A 17,115-nucleotide genomic window follows, 5' to 3' on the forward strand; every position below is an offset into this window, starting at 1 on the left:
GGTGGATGACTTTGTGCGCTGCGCCGCACTGGCGCAAAGCGCGGGCTACGACGGCGTGGAGATCATGGGCAGTGAGGGCTATTTGCTCAACGAATTCATTGCCGCACGCACCAACCAGCGCGATGACGAATGGGGTGGCAGCTACCCCAACCGCATCAAATTTCCGCTGGCCATTGTGCGCGGCGTGCGTGAGAAGGTTGGACCCAACTTCATCATCATCTACCGCCTGTCGATGCTGGATTTGGTTGAAGGCGGCAGCACGCTGGACGAGGTGATTGAGCTGGCGCAGGCGTTGGAGCAAGCCGGTGTGACGATCATCAACACCGGCATCGGCTGGCACGAGGCGCGCATCCCCACCATTGCCACCAAGGTGCCGCGCGCCGCCTGGGCCTGGGTGACCAAACAGCTCAAAGGCAAGGTGGGCGTGCCGCTGGTAGCCACCAACCGCATCAACACGCCCGAGGTGGCTGAACAACTGCTGGCCGATGGTTTTTGCGACATGGTGTCGATGGCGCGCCCGTTTTTGGCCGACCCGTTATTCATGCAGAAAGCCGCCGCCGGCAAGGCGGACGAAATCAACACCTGCATTGGTTGCAACCAGGCTTGCCTGGACCATACCTTTGGCGGCAAGACCACCTCATGCCTGGTGAACCCGCGCGCGTGCCATGAAACCCTGATCAACCTGCAGCCTGCCGCCCGTCGCGAAAAAATCGCCGTGGTGGGAGCAGGTCCGGCCGGCTTAAGCTTTGCCACTGCCGCCGCGCAGTGCGGCTTGGACGTGACGCTGTTTGACGCAGCGGCCGAGATTGGCGGCCAGTTCAACGTGGCTAAGCAAATCCCCGGCAAGGAAGAGTTTTACGAGACCTTGCGCTACTTTGGTAAACAGATTGAACTGACCGGCGTAGCACTCAAGTTGAACACCCGCGTGAGTGCGCAAGACCTGGTTGCGGGCGGCTACCAACAGGTGGTGCTGGCCACCGGCGTGACCCCGCGCACCCCGCCGATTGAGGGCATCAACCACCCCAAAGTGCTGAGCTACCTGGACGTGCTGCGCGACAAAAAGCCGGTTGGCCAGACGGTGGCGCTGATCGGTGCGGGCGGCATTGGCTTTGATACCGCCGAATACCTGCTGCATCAAGGCACCAGCCCAAGCCTGGACGCGGCCAAATTCTTTGCCGAATGGGGCGTGGATACCAGCTACCAAGCGCGCGGTGGGCTGACTGCAGCGCACATCGAAGCCAGCCCGCGCAAGGTCTACCTGCTGCAACGCAAGGCCAGCAAAGTGGGCGACGGCTTGGGCAAAACCACCGGCTGGATTCACCGCACCTCGCTGAAAAACCGCCATGTAGACATGCTCTCGGGCGTGACCTACCGCCGCATTGACGACGCTGGCCTGCACATCACCGTAGACGGGCAAGAGCGCACCTTGGCTGTCGACAACGTGGTGATCTGCGCCGGGCAGGAGCCGCAGCGCGAGTTGCAGGCAGCGCTGCAAGCCGCTGGGCTGGGCGTGCATCTGATTGGCGGAGCGGACAAGGCCGAGGAGCTGGATGCCAAACGCGCCATCAAACAGGGGCTGGAGTTGGCGATTGCCCTGGCCAGCGCCACTGCGCCGCAAAACGCCACACCGCCTCAAGCGCCAGGTGTGCCCATGCTGGCCAGTGATTCAGCAAGCCAAGCCGTTCAGTCATCCGAAAATTTGTATGAAAAATCAGCCTCTAGCGCTTATCAATCAAGCGCAAGTAGCTCTCAAATTGATAGTGATTTGAGCTACACCACACTCACTGTCAGCCTGGCAGACCACATTGCCACCATTACCCTGAACCGCCCCGACAAGGCCAACGCCATGAACCTGGCGATGTGGCACGAACTGCGCCAGGCGTTCCAGTGGGTTGACCGCACGCCCGAGGCGCGCGTGGCTGTGTTGCAAGGCGCAGGCAAGCTTTTTACCAGCGGCATCGACCTGCAAATGATGATGGGCATGGGCGACCAGATTCAAAACGACTGCGAAGCGCGCATGCGTGAAAACCTGCGTGGGGTGATTCTGGACTTACAAGACACGTTGAACGCGCTGGAGCGCTGCCGCAAGCCGGTGCTGGCGGCCGTGCACGGCGCGTGCATTGGCGGCGGCATTGATCTGATCTGCTGCGCCGACATGCGTTACTGCTCAAGTGATGCCACCTTCAACATCAAGGAAATCGACATTGGCATGACGGCAGACGTGGGCACACTGCAGCGCTTGCCCAAACTGGTGGGCGAAGGCATCACGCGCGAGCTGGCCTACACCGGGCGCAAGTTTGACGCGGCTGAAGCCCTGAGCATGAAGCTGGTCAACCGCGTGTTTGACTCACGCGAGGCGCTGGAAGCGGGTGTGCGTGAAATTGCTACAACCATTGCAGCAAAGTCCCCTTTATCTATAAGGGGTACAAAGGAAATGATTACTTATGCCCGTGACCATTCGGTGGCCGACGGTCTGAACTACGTGGCCACCTGGAACGCCGCCATGCTGCTCTCAGACGACCTGCAAGAGGCCATGATGGCCAACATGGGCAAGCGCGCGCCGGTGTTCAAGGATTGACGAGAAAGAAACGTTCCAGCAGTTGGGTGAGCTACTGACTGCTGGAACGTCAGCCCAATGACGTTTGAGTAACTCTGGACAGCGATCCAGCTGCAAGACAAGAAGTCTGCAAACTGGGTGAATTAGGGTTAGTAAAACGCGGGAAGAATCAAGCTGCGTGCGGTGCAGCGTCAGCAGCCACCGTGGGCGAGCCACCGGCACCTGTGTCGTTGCCAGCAGGGGGGATGCGTGGAGACCAGTCTTTGGGTGGACGTGGCAGCTTACCCGCCATGATGTCATCAAGTTGGTCGCTGTCAATGGTCTCCCATTCCAACAAGGCCTTGGCCATGGTGTGCATTTTGTCGCTGTGCTCTTCGATCAAGCGACGCGCCAGCGCGTATTGCTCATCAATGATGCGGCGCACTTCAGAGTCCACCTTTTGCATGGTTTCTTCGCTCATGTTGGTGGTTTTTGTCACCGAGCGGCCGAGGAACACTTCGCCTTCGTTTTCAGCGTAAACCATGGGGCCCAGTGCCGCTGTCATGCCGTAGCGCATCACCATGTCGCGTGCAATTTGGGTGGCACGCTCAAAGTCGTTGCTGGCGCCGGTGGTCATTTGGTTCATGAACACCTCTTCAGCAATGCGGCCACCAAACAACATGCTGATCTGGTTGAGCATGTAGTCTTTGTCATAAGAGTAGCGGTCTTGTGCGGGCAGACTCATGGTCACGCCCAAGGCGCGGCCACGCGGGATGATGGTGACCTTGTGCACCGGGTCGCACTTGGGCAACAGTTTGCCGATCAAGGCGTGACCTGACTCGTGGTAGGCCGTGTTGCGGCGCTCTTCCTCGGGCATGACCATGCTCTTGCGCTCTGGACCCATCAAAATTTTGTCTTTGGCTTTTTCAAAATCTTGCATTTCCACTGTGCGGGCATTGCGGCGCGCAGCCATCAAAGCCGCTTCGTTGCACAGGTTGGCCAGGTCAGCACCGCTCATGCCGGGTGTGCCACGGGCGATCACGGCAGCGTTCACGTCTGGGTTCAACGGCACTTTGCGCATGTGCACGTTCAAAATCTGTTCACGGCCACGGATGTCTGGCAGCGTCACATAGACCTGACGGTCAAAACGACCTGGGCGCAGCAGCGCGGCATCCAAAATGTCAGGGCGGTTGGTGGCCGCCACCACGATCACACCCACGTTGGTCTCAAAACCATCCATTTCGACCAGCATCTGGTTGAGGGTTTGCTCGCGCTCGTCATTGCCACCACCCAAGCCAGCACCGCGTTGGCGGCCAACCGCATCAATTTCATCAATGAAAATGATGCAAGGTGCATTTTTCTTGGCGTTCTCGAACATGTCGCGCACACGGCTGGCACCTACGCCGACGAACATTTCCACAAAATCTGAGCCTGAAATGCTAAAGAAAGGCACCTTGGCTTCACCAGCAATCGATTTGGCCAACAAGGTTTTACCAGTGCCAGGAGGGCCTACCAACAACAAACCGCGTGGAATGCGCCCCCCCAGTTTTTGAAACTTGGAAGGGTCTTTCAAGAAATCAACCACTTCTTTGACTTCTTCCTTGGCCTCGTCGCAGCCGGCCACGTCCGCGAAAGTGACAGGGTTGGTGTTTTCATCCAGCAAACGCGCCTTGCTTTTGCCGAAACTGAAGGCACCACCTTTGCCACCGCCTTGCATTTGACGCATGAAATACACCCACACACCAATCAACAAAAGCATGGGTCCCCAGCTGACCAAGAGCGTCATGAGCAGCGAACCCTCATCACGTGGGCGCACATCAAACTTGACATCGTTGGCAATCAAGTCACCTACCAGCCCGCGGTCAAGGTAGGTGGCCGTGGTGCGAACTTTGCGGTCGTCACTGGTGATGGCCACAATTTCCGTGCCAGTTTGCCCCTCTTGAATGATGGCGCTTTTGATGCGTTTGCCGCGAACCTCGTCTAGAAAATCGGAATACCCCAAGTAACCCGCACCCACCGCAGGGCGTGAATCAAATTGTTTGAAGACGGTAAACAGCACCATTGCAATCACCAACCAGACCGCAATTTTTGAAAACCATGGATTGTTCAAGCGAAACTCCAGAAGTGACAGATAAGCAAGATAGAAACTAATTCAGTGCAGATAATTTTAGGCTTATCAACGCTTCGTCAATGCGAAGTCTTGTCCTTCAGCCACAGCAAATACAAGGAAATCACCCATTTTTCAAGCCCACGCCAATCAAAAAGGTTTCTGACGACCGATCACGCGAGGCTTTGGGTTTCAACCGCTTGACGGTCACAAAGGTTTCTTTGAAGCGTTTGACCAAGTTGTCGTAGCTGGCACCATGAAACACCTTGGCCACCAAGGCGCCTTCAGGTTTGAGGTGGTCTTGCGCAAACTCAAGTGCCAGTTCAACCAGCAGTTCCACTCTGGCGGCATCGGCAGAACTGATGCCCGACAGATTAGGCGCCATGTCTGATAAAACCACATCCACCTGTTCGCCATCCACTTTTTGAGCCAACTCGGCCAACACCGCTTCTTCACGAATATCGCCCTGAATGAACAGTACCCCTTCGATCGGCTCCATGGGCAACAGATCCAAGGCCACGATGCGCCCATTGAGCGCGCCAGCCGCCGCGCCACCGCCATGCGCAGTTTTGGGAGACAGTTTGCGCCGCACATATTGGCTCCAGGCACCGGGGGTGGATCCCAAATCCACCACCAAATGACCGGGCTTGATGAGGTGCAAGGTGTCATCGATTTCTTGCAACTTATAAGCCGCCCGTGCCCGGTAACCGTCTTTTTGTGCCAACTTGACATAGGTGTCATTGACATGGTCATTCAACCAGGCGCGATTGACTTTGCTGCTTTTAACTGCTGATTTCATGTGCTCTCAATGTGTGAATAACCTGTTTAAACCGAGAAAATCCAAACGAGTCGTGCGGTTTCAAAGACGCTTGTCTCGTCGATAATACCGACATGTCTCAAATTCTCTTGACCCCCGCCCAACGCAAAGTTCACCGTTCTGAAGCTCATCACCTAGACCCCGTGGTCATGGTCGGTGGCGACGGTTTGACAGCTGCCGTGAAAAAAGAAACCGATGCCGCCTTGAATGCCCATGGTCTGATCAAAGTGCGCGTCTTCTCAGATGATCGTGCCGCCCGCGAAGCCATGTTTCAAACCCTGGCAGACGAGCTCAATGCAGCGCCCATTCAGCACATCGGCAAACTTTTAGTGCTGTGGCGCCCACTGCCTGAGCGCGAAAAAACGGTTGACGACGACCGCATGCCTGGCCCTAAAGACGTGAAAGTTTTGAAATTCAGCAAGCGTGGCGGTCAACGCCCTGAGGTGAAAACCCTTCGTGTCCTGGGCAACCAACGCCTGACCACCGGTGGCCAAATCAAGCGTGCCAAAAAGAAACCCGTCAGCATCAAAAAACGCAACCAAGATTGATTGACTGCTGTTGCCTTTTCTTCCATTCACGGGGCTTTAAGCCCCGTTGCTTTTTCTGGCTGCAACCCGGTTTTTAAAAATCAACGTGGTTAAAACCCATTGCAAGGCATACAGCAGCGTGCCGACACTGTGCCACAGGCGTAAATCCTGCCGGGCCACAATGCGCGGCGCCACCACCCACTCCAACAGCAGCGCAATCAGCATGCCAGAAACTACATAAAAAATAGCTGTCCGCGCTTGATGGATAAGGGCTAGAGGCTGATTTAGCTTTAAAAAAACAAGCAGGCAAAGGCCACACAACAGCGCCAGCACATTGAGGGCTGAAAACAAGGTGGCTGCCATGGTGCCCGCCATGGCGGGTGTCGGCAAATGCACAAACAGCAGCGGCACCACGCCAAACCCCACTACGGTCAAGCCACCCCACCACAGCGCCGCCACCCAGACGTCAAGCGCTCTCAAAGCCTGCATGGCATTGACTCAGCAATAGCGCACAGCCACCACTTCGTAGCGACGCAAACCGCCTGGCGCTTGCACTTCAGCCACATCGCCTTCTTCTTTTCCGATCAAGGCACGCGCAATCGGGCTGTTGATGTTGATCAGCCCGTGCTTGAGGTCGGCCTCATCTTCACCCACAATTTGGTAGGTCACTTTCTGACCCGTTTCTTCGTCTTCCAGGTCAACAGTAGTGCCAAACACCACCCGGCCACCGGCATCCAATTCAGCCGGGTCAATGACCTGCGCCACAGACAGTTTGCCTTCAATTTCTTGAATCCGGCCCTCGACAAAACCCTGCTTGTCTTTGGCAGATTCGTATTCGGCGTTTTCGCTCAAGTCACCTTGAGCACGCGCTTCGGCAATGGCATTGATGACTGCCGGACGCTCAAACGCCTTGAGCTGGTGCAGCTCGGCCTTGAGTTTGTCTGCACCGCGTTTGGTAATAGGTAGGGTTGCCACGTGGAACTCCGCAAAAAATAAATCTACAAAATAAAACCGCCGAACAGCTGGGTTCGGCGGTGCATGGGAATTATGCCGCGATTAACTGCGCACATTCCGCGCCATAACGAGCGCCATACCGGGTGTCAACATGTCAGCAACTGGGCATGCATTTCTTGCACCGAAATCACGTCAAGCTGATCCATGCAACGCATGCCTTCTACGGCCGCCTCAGCACCCGCAATGGTGGTGAAGGTGGTGACCTGCGCCAACAACGCCGAGGTGCGAATCTGGCGCGAATCGGCAATCGCGTTGCGACGCTCTTCCACGGTGTTGATAACCAGCACAATCTCGTTGTTTTTGAGCATGTCGACAATGTGCGGGCGCCCTTCAGTGACCTTGTTGACCAGCCCGCATGGCACACCCGCTGCGTTGATGGCTGCAGCCGTGCCTTTGGTTGCAATCACTACAAAGTTCATAGCTACCAGCGCCCGTGCAACCTCGACAGCACGTGGTTTGTCGCTTTGCTTCACAGACAAGAATACCTTGCCGCTGGGGCAGCCTTCAGGCGTGAACGGGCGTGGCAACTTGCAGCCGGCGCCCATTTGCGACTTGACAAAAGCCTCACCAAAGGTTTTGCCCACGCCCATGACCTCACCGGTGGACTTCATCTCGGGGCCCAAAATGGTGTCCACACCAGGGAACTTGACGAACGGGAACACCGCCTCTTTGACGCTGAAGTAGGGCGGATTCACTTCACGCGTGATGCCCTGGCTGGCCAATGATTGCCCCACCATGCAGCGCGCCGCCACCTTGGCCAGTTGCACGCCGGTGGCCTTAGACACAAACGGCACGGTGCGTGAGGCGCGTGGATTCACTTCCAGCACAAAAATCACGTCCTGTCCGTCCAGGTGCTGAATGGCAAACTGCACATTCATCAAGCCCACCACGTTGAGCGCTTGCGCCATGGCGGCGGTCTGGCGCTTGATCTCGGTCACCGTCTCAGTGCACAGGCTGTAGGGCGGAATCGAGCAAGCCGAGTCGCCACTGTGCACGCCGGCTTGTTCGATGTGCTCCATGACCCCACCAATGTAAGTCGCGCCCGTGGCATCACGCACGCAGTCCACATCGCACTCGATGGCATCGTTCAAGAAGCGGTCCAGCAGCACCGGGCTGTCGTGGCTGACCTTGACCGCTTCGCGCATGTAGCGCTCCAGGTCGCGCTGCTCGTGCACGATTTCCATGGCGCGCCCACCCAGCACGTAGCTCGGGCGTACCACCAAGGGGTAACCCAAAGACAACGCTTTTTCAAGCGCTTCAGGCTCGGTACGCGCGGTGGCGTTGGGCGGCTGTTTGAGTTTCAACTCGTGCAGCAGCGCCGAAAAACGCTCGCGGTCTTCTGCCGCGTCGATCATGTCGGGGCTGGTGCCGATGATGGGCACACCGTTGGCTTCCAGGTCCAGTGCCAGCTTCAGGGGCGTTTGGCCACCGTATTGAACGATCACGCCGTAAGGCTTTTCTTTGTCCACAATCTCCAGCACGTCTTCGAGTGTCAGCGGCTCAAAGTACAGGCGGTCGCTGGTGTCGTAGTCGGTGGACACGGTTTCGGGGTTGCAGTTGACCATGATGGTCTCGTAACCGTCCTCACGCATGGCCAGCGCGGCGTGCACACAGCAGTAGTCAAACTCGATGCCTTGGCCGATGCGGTTGGGGCCACCACCGAGCACCATGATTTTTTTGTTGTTGGTGGGCGCGGCTTCGCACTCAGAGCCTTCAGCCTCGTAGGTTGAATACAGGTAAGCGGTGTTGGTGGCAAATTCGGCCGCGCAGGTATCAACCCGCTTGTAGACCGGGCGCACGCCCAGGGCGTGACGGCGCGCGCGAACCGCCGTGTCAGAGGTCTTGAATTGCTTGGCCAAACGGCGGTCTGAAAAACCTTTTTGTTTCAAGGCGCGCAAGGTGGCAGCGTCAATGCTGTCCAACGCGGTTCCCACGGCCGGTTGCGGCAGGTGTTCAATTTCCAGTTCCAGCTTGACGATCTGCTCGATCTGCACCAGAAACCATTTGTCGATTTTGGTGATGTCAAACACCTCGTCCACGCTCCAGCCGGCGGCGAATGCATCGCCCACGTACCAGATGCGCTCGGGGCCGGGCTCGCCCAGCTCTTTTTCAAGCACTTCGCGGTCTTGCGTTTTCTCGTTCATGCCGTCCACGCCCACTTCCAGGCCGCGCAGGGCTTTCTGGAACGACTCCTGGAAGGTGCGGCCCATCGCCATCACCTCACCCACGCTCTTCATTTGGGTCGTCAGGCGGCTGTCGGCGGCGGGAAATTTTTCAAACGCAAAACGCGGGATTTTGGTGACCACGTAATCGATGCTGGGCTCGAAACTGGCGGGCGTGGCACCGCCAGTGATCTCGTTTTTAAGTTCATCCAGCGTATAGCCCACGGCCAGCTTGGCCGCCACCTTGGCAATCGGGAAACCGGTGGCTTTGGAAGCCAGCGCGCTGGAGCGGCTGACCCGTGGGTTCATCTCAATCACCACCATGCGCCCGTCTTTGGGGTTGATGGAGAACTGCACGTTGGAGCCACCGGTATCGACCCCAATTTCGCGCAGCACGGCCAAAGAGGCGTTGCGCAAAATCTGGTATTCCTTGTCGGTCAGGGTTTGCGCCGGGGCCACGGTGATCGAGTCACCGGTGTGTACGCCCATCGGGTCCAGGTTTTCGATCGAGCAGATGATGATGCAGTTGTCCGCCGTGTCGCGCACCACTTCCATCTCGTACTCTTTCCAGCCCAGCAGCGATTCTTCAATCAGCAACTCGTTGGTGGGTGAGGCTTCCAGGCCGCGCTTGCAAATCACTTCAAACTCTTCGGGGTTGTAGGCAATGCCACCGCCCGTGCCACCCAAGGTGAAGCTGGGGCGAATCACGGTGGGAAAGCCCACGGTGCGCTGCACGTCCCAAGCCTCGGCCATGCTGTGGGCAATGCCTGAGCGCGCCGAGCCCAGCCCAATTTTGGTCATGGCATCTTTGAACTTGAGCCGGTCTTCAGCCTTGTCGATGGCCTCGGGCTTGGCACCAATCAGCTCGATGGCTTTGCCCGTGGCCGCACCGGTGTACTTGGCCAGCACGCCGTTGTGCCACAAATCCAGCGCACAGTTGAGTGCGGTCTGGCCACCCATGGTGGGAAGGATGGCATCAGGGCGCTCTTTGGCAATGATTTTCTCGACCGTTTTCCAGGTGATGGGCTCGATGTAGGTCACGTCGGCCGTGGCCGGGTCGGTCATGATGGTGGCCGGGTTGCTGTTGATCAGGATGACCTTGTAGCCCTCTTCGCGCAGTGCCTTGCAGGCTTGCACGCCCGAGTAGTCAAACTCACAGGCTTGGCCAATGATGATCGGCCCCGCGCCAATGATCAGGATGCTTTTGATGTCAGTACGTTTTGCCATAATTTTATGTATTAAATGTGCCTCTAGCGCTTATGAATAAAGCACAAGTAGCTATCATTTTTAGTTAAATTCAATTCAGGTTGGCGGTGGCCAGTTTGGTGCCAAACCAGACAAACAAGCCGCCCACCATGCTAGACAAGCCGGACGACAAGCGTCGCCGTTGCCTGAAGGTTTCAGCCAAGCGGGCGCCGGTGAAGATCAGCACCGTCAGGTAGAGCGCGCTGAAGGTCATCAAAATGGCGCTCAAAATCAAGAACGGCACCTTGGGTTGCGCATAAGTAGGGTCAATGAACTGCACAAAAAACGACAGCAAAAACAAAATCGCCTTCGGATTGAGCAGACTGATGACCAAGGCACGGCGAAACGGGCTCTGAAGGTGAGATGCGGTAGCTGCTGCGGGTGTGGTTGATGCCTTCGCCGTGACCTGCACCGTGGCCTGCATCGCGTCTGCCGACGTGCGCAGCCCCTTCAAAGCGCTCATAAGCAGATTCAGCCCCACCCAAAACAAATAGGCTGCCCCGGCGTACTTGACCACCATGAAGGCCGTAGGGTGGGTGCGCAACAAGCTGGCTGCGCCCAAAGCGGTGCACAGCAACAACACGGTATCACCCACAAACACCCCGTAAGCGCCCTGAAACCCGGCTTTCACCCCGCGCGCGGTTGCCACCGAGAGCACATACAGCGAGTTGGGCCCGGGCAACAAGATGATGCCAAAAGCACCCATCACGTAAGTCCAGAGGTCGGTGACGCCGTAAAAACTCATGCGCGTGCCGCCATGGCCGCCACAAAGCGGTCAAACAGGTAACCGATGTCGTGTGGCCCGGGTGAGGCCTCAGGGTGCCCCTGAAAGCTGAAGGCCGGTTGGTCGGTGCGCTCCATGCCTTGCAGCGTGCCGTCAAACAAGCTGACATGGGTGGCGCGCAGGTGAGCTGGCAAGGACTTTTCGTCCACCGCAAAACCATGGTTCTGGCTGGTAATGGACACACGCCCGGAGTCAAGGTCTTTGACCGGGTGGTTGGCGCCATGGTGACCAAATTTCATTTTGAAGGTTTTGGCACCGCTGGCCAGCGCCATGATCTGGTGCCCCAGGCAAATGCCAAAGGTCGGGATGCCGCTGTTGATCAGCTCCGCTGCGGCTGCAATGGCATAGGTGCAGGGCTCGGGGTCGCCAGGACCGTTAGACAGAAAAATGCCGTTCGGCTGGTGTTGCAGCACTTCAGCCGCGCTGGTTTGCGCAGGCACCACCGTGACCCTGCAACCCCGCTGTGCCAGCATGCGCAAGATGTTTTTCTTGATACCAAAGTCATAGGCCACCACATGAAAACGGGCGTCGGTTTGCTCGGTGTAGCCCGGTTGCCCCCCTGTTGCAGGGTTGGACAACAGCCATTCGGCCTGCGTCCAGGCATAACCTGTTTGGGCGCTGACCACTTGCGCCAAATCCAGCCCCACCATGGCCGGGGCGTTTTTGGCCAACGCCAGGGCTTGGTCAATGTGCGCTTGCGTCACCGTCTGGCCTTGCGCCAGCGCCAAAATGCAGCCGTTTTGGGCGCCTTGGGTGCGCAGTTGGCGGGTCAACTGGCGGGTGTCGATGTTGGCAATGGCCACGGTGTGACCGGCCACCAAATACTGACTCAAGGTTTGGGTTGAGCGAAAGTTAGAGGCCAGCAGTGGCAAGTTTTTGATGATCAGCCCGGCGGCGTGAGTCTGGTCAGACTCCACATCTTCGGGGTTGACCCCGGTGTTGCCAATGTGTGGGTAGGTGAGGGTGACAAGTTGCTGGCAGTAGCTGGGGTCGGTCAGGATTTCCTGGTAGCCGGTCATGGAGGTGTTGAACACCACTTCACCAACCGTAGAGCCCGTGGCTCCAATGGAATCACCTGAATAGACCGTGCCGTCTGCGAGCGCCAAAATGGCTGATGGGGTATTTCCCTTGAGAGACAAAAGCACTGATTACTCCGAATGGGATTTTGGGGTACGCCCAATCATGCGCCAAGGATGGCTCCTGGAATGCAGATGGGGAGGGGGATGACTCGGCGGGAGATCAGGCGTGGTTTATTGCCCCGTGAGGCAACGCATTTTAGCGTGTGAAGTGTGGATGGATTGGCATGTGACCGACGAAATTGCCACCTGCATGGCAACGGGTGGGGCTGGGGCACGGCCGATAATGGCCGCCTCTGAAGCTGATTTTTGAATCCACGCCTTATGCAGTTCATCCGCCATTACCTGCTGAGTTTGCAGTTTTTCACCCGCATTCCAGTCACCGGCGCATTGGCGCAGTGGGTGGGGTTTAGCCCAGCCATGCTGCGCGCCAGCGCTGGGCATTTTCCGGGCGTGGGGGTGTTGGTGGGCTTGCTGGTGGCCGCTTTCACGGCAGGCTTGCTGTGGCTGCTGCCTGCCACGGGTGCGGCGCCGCTGGTGGCGGCGGCTTTGGGCACGGTGTTTGGGGTGATGCTGACCGGTGCATTTCATGAAGACGGTCTGGCCGATGTAGCGGATGGCTTGGGTGGCAGTGTCGACCGAGAGCGTGCCCTCATCATCATGAAAGACTCGCGGGTGGGGGCGTTTGGAGCCATTGCCGTGGTGCTGGCTGTGTTGTGCAAAGTGGCCTTGTTGGCCTTGCTGGGCGACGTGAGCGCAGCGCTGATGGTGGTGGCCTTGTTGGTGGCGCACGTGGTGTCGCGCACCTGGCAGCTGCTGACCATTCGCTTGCTGCCACACGTGGGCGACTTGGCAGGGTCTAAATCAAAGCCCCTGGCAGACCACATCAGCGCCACCGCATTGGCGACCGGTTTTATATGGTGTTTTTCTGCTCTAGCCCTTGTTTTATATGCGCAAGTAGCTACAAACTACATAGCTATTGAGAGCTCAGACAGTGCCTTGTTTCAAGCCTTTGCCCAGGCCGTGTTGGCCTCGTTGCTGGCCTGGGCTTGGATGGCGCGCTGGTTTTGGCAACGCTTGGGCGGCTTCACGGGAGACTGCCTGGGAGCGACGCAGCAAGTGTGCGAACTGGCTTTTTACCTTGGGTTGGCTCTGAGTTTATGAGTCTGCTGCCCCGCGCGGTTCTTGCACCCCGTGGCACGTTGTGGCTGGTGCGCCATGCCCAGCCGTTGGTGGCGCCTGGGGTGTGCTATGGTCAACTGGATGTGCCAGCCGATGCCAATGCCACCCAAGCCGCAGCCCAAGCGTTGGCCAAACAACTGCCACATGGCGCCCAACTGCAGGTGTCACCACTTCAAAGATGTGAGCTGCTTGCGCAGTATCTACGGGCGCTAAGGCCTGATTTGGCTTATAAAAAAGAGGCCAGACTGGCAGAGATGCATTTCGGCCAATGGGAGGGTTGCGCCTGGCGCCAAATACCCAAAGTGGCACTCGACGCCTGGACGGCTGATTTTTGGCAGCACCGCTTTGGTGGCCAGGAATGCGTGGCTGAATTCATGGCCCGGGTGGCGTGCGCCTGGCAAGAAGCGCAAGCCCAGTGCCGCAGCGGTGACGTGCCGGTGTGGCTGACCCATGCCGGGGTGATTCGGGCGGTCAGCTTGTTGGCGCGGGGGGTGCAAGAAGTTCACGACAGCGCGCTGTGGCCGATGGATGCCCCAGCGTTTGGTCAGTGCTGGCAGAACCACGCGCCAGAGGGCGTGTCAGTCACGTGAATTTCTGAAACGCTCCGGCGCGTCATCGTCCTGCCAATCGACTTCTGAGAGCAACCAGCCGTTTTTACCTTCTTCTTTGGCCTGCAACAGCGCTTCGTCTGCGGCCGCCACCAGGCTTTCCATGTCAAGACCATGGTGCGGGTATACCGCCAACCCCAGGCTGGCCGTCACGCGCACTTCATGCGGTGGCAGCGGGTAGGGCATGGCCAAAGCGTTCAACATTTTGTCTGCCAGGGTCACCACATCGGCACTTTTGCTCACGTCAGAGACCAGCACGGCAAATTCGTCGCCGCCCAGACGCGACACGGTGTCGACCTCGCGCACCAAGGCGGTCAAGCGTTCTGCCACGGCCACCAGCAGCTGGTCACCTACCGGGTGCCCCAGCGTGTCATTGATGCCTTTGAAGCCATCCAGGTCGAGGTAAATCACGGCAAACATTGAGGCGTTGCGCCGCGCTTGTGCCAACAGCTGGCTAAACCGGTCGGTGAACAGCAGCCGGTTGGGCAAGTTGGTCAAAAAATCATGCTGCGCCTGGTGTTTCACCGCTTCGGCCTGGGCACGGGTTTCGGTGATGTCTGAAAAAATGCCCAAGCGATTGACCACTTGCCCCTGTGCATCTCGCACGGTGCGAATGAACATGCTGGCCAAATACAGCTCGCCCGATTGGCGCCGGTTCCAGACCTCACCCTGCCAGGCATCTGTGCTGTTCAAGGTGTGCCACATGGCTTGATAAAAAAGATGATCATGCTGCCCCGATGCACACACACTGGGATTTCGCCCAAGCACCTGTTCAGGCGTGTAACCCGTGATCAGGGTGAACGCGGGGTTGACTGAAATGATGCGGTTTTGCGCGTCGCATATCTCTACCGCGTCGTTGCTGAGGCTGAACACTTTGGCATGCAAGTCGGTTTGAGCGGTTGCAAGCCAGCGCTCGCGTGTCAAGATGGCCAGTGACAGCGGCAGCAAAGCCAGCGCCATGACTGTGAGCCAGAAATTGACCTCGCCATAGCTTTGAAAACCGTCGGCGTAATAGCCTACGCCGAGGTTGGCACTGGCCAGGGCTTGTGCCAAAAACATGAGTTGAATCAACACCGTATTTCTGCGCCCGGTGCGTAAACCTGCCCAAAAGATGATTGGGAAAAGCCACGCCAGCTGCGGCGGCTGGTTCAACGTCAACCAGGGGGCTTGCCCCCCTAAATAAACCAGCCAACCCACGCCACTGGCGCAGAGCCACAGCGCGGCGGTCTCCCAGACGGAAATGCGCGACGAAAAATAGGCGCGTGGTTTGGCAAACAGCAGCACCAGAGGGGCAAAAAAAGCCACGCCCAGCATGTCGCCGCGCCACCATATCCACACCACGTCGGGCAGGGCTTGAGTGGCCACCGTGCCTGCAGCCACCAGCGCCATGGCACCCGCCAGAGCTCCGCCTGCACAGGCCAAACTGCCCGCAAGTAAGACCATGCTCAACACATCTTGAACTTGTGTTAGCGCTTTGTTGCAATGGCACCAGCGGGTGACCAGCACATACGCAAAGCTGGTTTCCAGCACGTTGGCCAACGCTGAACCCACGGCAAAAACCGGTGGTGAATCGATGGCGGCCCACCAAGCGGCCAAAAATACGGTGGGCAGGTAGCGCGGGCCGCCCAGCAGCACCACACCCAATGCGATCCCGCTGGGTGGCCAAAACAAGGTGACACTTTGGTGAAGACGGCCGTATTCAAGCCCCAGTTTTGCCGCCAGCACATAGACCAGCAGCAAAATTGCAGATTTCAAAATGAACAACATCACGCCCTGAGGTGTGCCGGACGCGCTGTGGTGCAGGTGAAAAAGGCCTATGGGTTTTTGCTCAGGGCCGCCTGCATTGGGAAGCCCCTATTTCCAACGCTGATTTTGCACCAAGATGGTGGCAGACAGTGTCACATTGTTGCGGTTAAGCAAATGCCTCGATGTGTCACACCGAAATGGCTGAAACATCTGCCAGCGTGTCAGCGTCTGGCGCATCCAGCAACAAGGTTTGGGGGTCCAAGTGCAGCATTTGCAACAAGATCACAGGTAACTCGGTCAGCGCATCCAGTGTCACAGGGCCTGTCTCTGCCAGACGTGCTGCCAGGTTGAGCACTGCGCTGAGTTTGCGAAATTCAGACCCCAGCAAGGGCTGGGCGGCATGGCGCAGGCCTTCAACCAAAGCCATCGGAAAATCCCAGTGCAGTAACAGCTCTGCCGTGACTTCGCCCTCGTCAAAGCCCACCAACTGGCGCTGGCGCAGCCACCGCTCGCCCGGCAAAATGGGCTTGGCTTCAATCGAGGGTAAAGCCAATGGCCGGGCTTGCCCCAGGTTGATCTCACCCAGGCGCAGCATCATGCCGCACAGCCAGGCTTCCTGGTCGTCCACATCACACAACTCGGCCAGCCATTGGGCATAACCGGCACACAGCATGCTGTAGCGCCAAAATTCTTTGCGGTCAATGCCCAGCGGCAGTTGGCAACTGTGAACCACACACACCGACAACGCCCGGGCGCGCACCAGCGACATGCCCACCACGCTGACCGCACGCTCCAGCGTGTCAACCGTGCCTGAGAGTCCAAACATGGCGCTGTTGGCCATGCGCAGCAGCGTGGCCGTCAGCGCTGGGTCTTTGCCAATGATGCGGCAGACCGTGAACATGTCGGCTTCTTCGTCGTTGAGGGTGCGAATCAGGGCTTGCCCCACTTCGGGCATCACCGGCCACTGAATGGCTTTTAAAAACACCGACATGTCGGTAAACGGGGCACGGTCTGGCAGGCTCATGGTGTGGGTGCTTTGGTTTTGGGTTTGAAGTCGCAGCAAGCAGCCACGCTGCATTGCCAGCATTTGGGTGTGCGTGCCTGGCAAATGTAGCGGCCATGCAAAATCAACCAGTGGTGGACATGCACTGCATAGGCCTTGGGCACGCGCTTGAGCAACTGCTGTTCCACCGTCAGCGGCGTTTTACCCGGTGCCAGCCCAGTGCGGTTGCCCAAGCGAAAAATATGGGTGTCTACCGCCATGGTGGGTTCGCCAAATGCCACATTCAGCACCACATTGGCGGTTTTTCG

General features: G+C 57.9%; 12 protein-coding genes and 3 pseudogenes. 5 read left to right on the top strand and 10 right to left on the bottom strand.

Annotated features, from left to right (window positions below):
- Both PHT20_RS14595 and PHT20_RS14600 read left to right on the top strand, forming a co-directional pair.
- Nucleotides 1-1,597: pseudogene (locus PHT20_RS14595) on the top strand (FAD-dependent oxidoreductase); the annotation flags it as partial.
- Between the two features lie 231 nt (nt 1,598-1,828).
- A pseudogene (locus PHT20_RS14600) lies at nt 1,829-2,578 on the top strand (crotonase/enoyl-CoA hydratase family protein); the annotation flags it as partial.
- 148 nt (nt 2,579-2,726) lie between these two features.
- On the opposite strand, the gene ftsH reads toward PHT20_RS14600, so the two are convergent.
- Nucleotides 2,727-4,646: an ATP-dependent zinc metalloprotease FtsH gene (gene ftsH, locus PHT20_RS14605; RefSeq protein WP_300084874.1), complete on the bottom strand. Its 1,920-nt coding sequence runs from the start codon at nt 4,644-4,646 to the stop codon at nt 2,727-2,729.
- Between the two features lie 121 nt (nt 4,647-4,767).
- Nucleotides 4,768-5,442 (bottom strand): RlmE family RNA methyltransferase, encoded by a 675-nt coding sequence (locus PHT20_RS14610; protein ID WP_301021090.1) that lies wholly within the window; start codon nt 5,440-5,442, stop codon nt 4,768-4,770.
- A 92-nt stretch (nt 5,443-5,534) separates the two neighbouring features.
- On the opposite strand from PHT20_RS14610, the gene PHT20_RS14615 reads away from it, so the two are divergent.
- On the top strand, nt 5,535-6,008 hold the full coding sequence (locus tag PHT20_RS14615) for a YhbY family RNA-binding protein (RefSeq protein WP_301021091.1): 474 nt from the start codon (nt 5,535-5,537) through the stop codon (nt 6,006-6,008).
- A gap of 36 nt (nt 6,009-6,044) precedes the next feature.
- On the opposite strand, the gene PHT20_RS14620 is transcribed toward PHT20_RS14615, so the two are convergent.
- From PHT20_RS14620 to carA, 5 genes are all read right to left on the bottom strand, one after another.
- Nucleotides 6,045-6,476: a DUF4149 domain-containing protein gene (locus PHT20_RS14620; protein ID WP_301021092.1), complete on the bottom strand. Its 432-nt coding sequence runs from the start codon at nt 6,474-6,476 to the stop codon at nt 6,045-6,047.
- Between the two features lie 9 nt (nt 6,477-6,485).
- The gene (gene greA / locus PHT20_RS14625; RefSeq protein WP_300084866.1) at nt 6,486-6,962 is read right to left on the bottom strand and encodes a transcription elongation factor GreA; all 477 of its coding nucleotides are present in this window, start codon (nt 6,960-6,962) and stop codon (nt 6,486-6,488) included.
- A 125-nt stretch (nt 6,963-7,087) separates the two neighbouring features.
- Nucleotides 7,088-10,390: a carbamoyl-phosphate synthase large subunit gene (carB, locus tag PHT20_RS14630; protein WP_301021093.1), complete on the bottom strand. Its 3,303-nt coding sequence runs from the start codon at nt 10,388-10,390 to the stop codon at nt 7,088-7,090.
- Nucleotides 10,391-10,460: 70 nt separating this feature from the next.
- On the bottom strand, nt 10,461-11,153 hold the full coding sequence (gene leuE, locus PHT20_RS14635; protein ID WP_301021094.1) for a leucine efflux protein LeuE: 693 nt from the start codon (nt 11,151-11,153) through the stop codon (nt 10,461-10,463).
- Complete coding sequence (carA, locus tag PHT20_RS14640; RefSeq protein ID WP_301021095.1) at nt 11,150-12,337, bottom strand: glutamine-hydrolyzing carbamoyl-phosphate synthase small subunit; 1,188 nt, start codon at nt 12,335-12,337, stop codon at nt 11,150-11,152. Before carA ends, leuE begins: the two co-directional genes overlap by 4 nt.
- Before the next feature lie 255 nt (nt 12,338-12,592).
- Between carA and PHT20_RS14645 the strand changes: the two genes are divergently transcribed.
- Nucleotides 12,593-13,432, top strand: coding sequence for an adenosylcobinamide-GDP ribazoletransferase (locus tag PHT20_RS14645; RefSeq protein ID WP_300086246.1), 840 nt, complete (start codon nt 12,593-12,595; stop codon nt 13,430-13,432).
- Entirely contained in the window at nt 13,429-14,040 is a 612-nt protein-coding gene (locus tag PHT20_RS14650) for a histidine phosphatase family protein (RefSeq protein ID WP_301021096.1), read from the top strand. The genes PHT20_RS14645 and PHT20_RS14650 overlap by 4 nt, the downstream gene beginning before the upstream one ends.
- Here PHT20_RS14650 and PHT20_RS14655 read toward each other — a convergent pair.
- From PHT20_RS14655 to PHT20_RS14665, 3 genes and pseudogenes are all read right to left on the bottom strand, one after another.
- Nucleotides 14,029-15,825, bottom strand: coding sequence for a diguanylate cyclase (locus PHT20_RS14655; RefSeq protein WP_301021097.1), 1,797 nt, complete (start codon nt 15,823-15,825; stop codon nt 14,029-14,031). The two genes, PHT20_RS14650 and PHT20_RS14655, sit on opposite strands and share 12 nt — an antisense overlap.
- 166 nt (nt 15,826-15,991) lie before the next feature.
- Nucleotides 15,992-16,828: an HDOD domain-containing protein gene (locus tag PHT20_RS14660; RefSeq protein WP_300086229.1), complete on the bottom strand. Its 837-nt coding sequence runs from the start codon at nt 16,826-16,828 to the stop codon at nt 15,992-15,994.
- Nucleotides 16,825-17,115: pseudogene (locus PHT20_RS14665) on the bottom strand (endonuclease III); the annotation flags it as partial. The pseudogene PHT20_RS14665 and the gene PHT20_RS14660, both read right to left, overlap by 4 nt.

The sequence above is a fragment of the Rhodoferax sp. genome, from assembly GCF_028715765.1.
In the GTDB taxonomy this organism is placed as follows: domain Bacteria; phylum Pseudomonadota; class Gammaproteobacteria; order Burkholderiales; family Burkholderiaceae_C; genus Rhodoferax.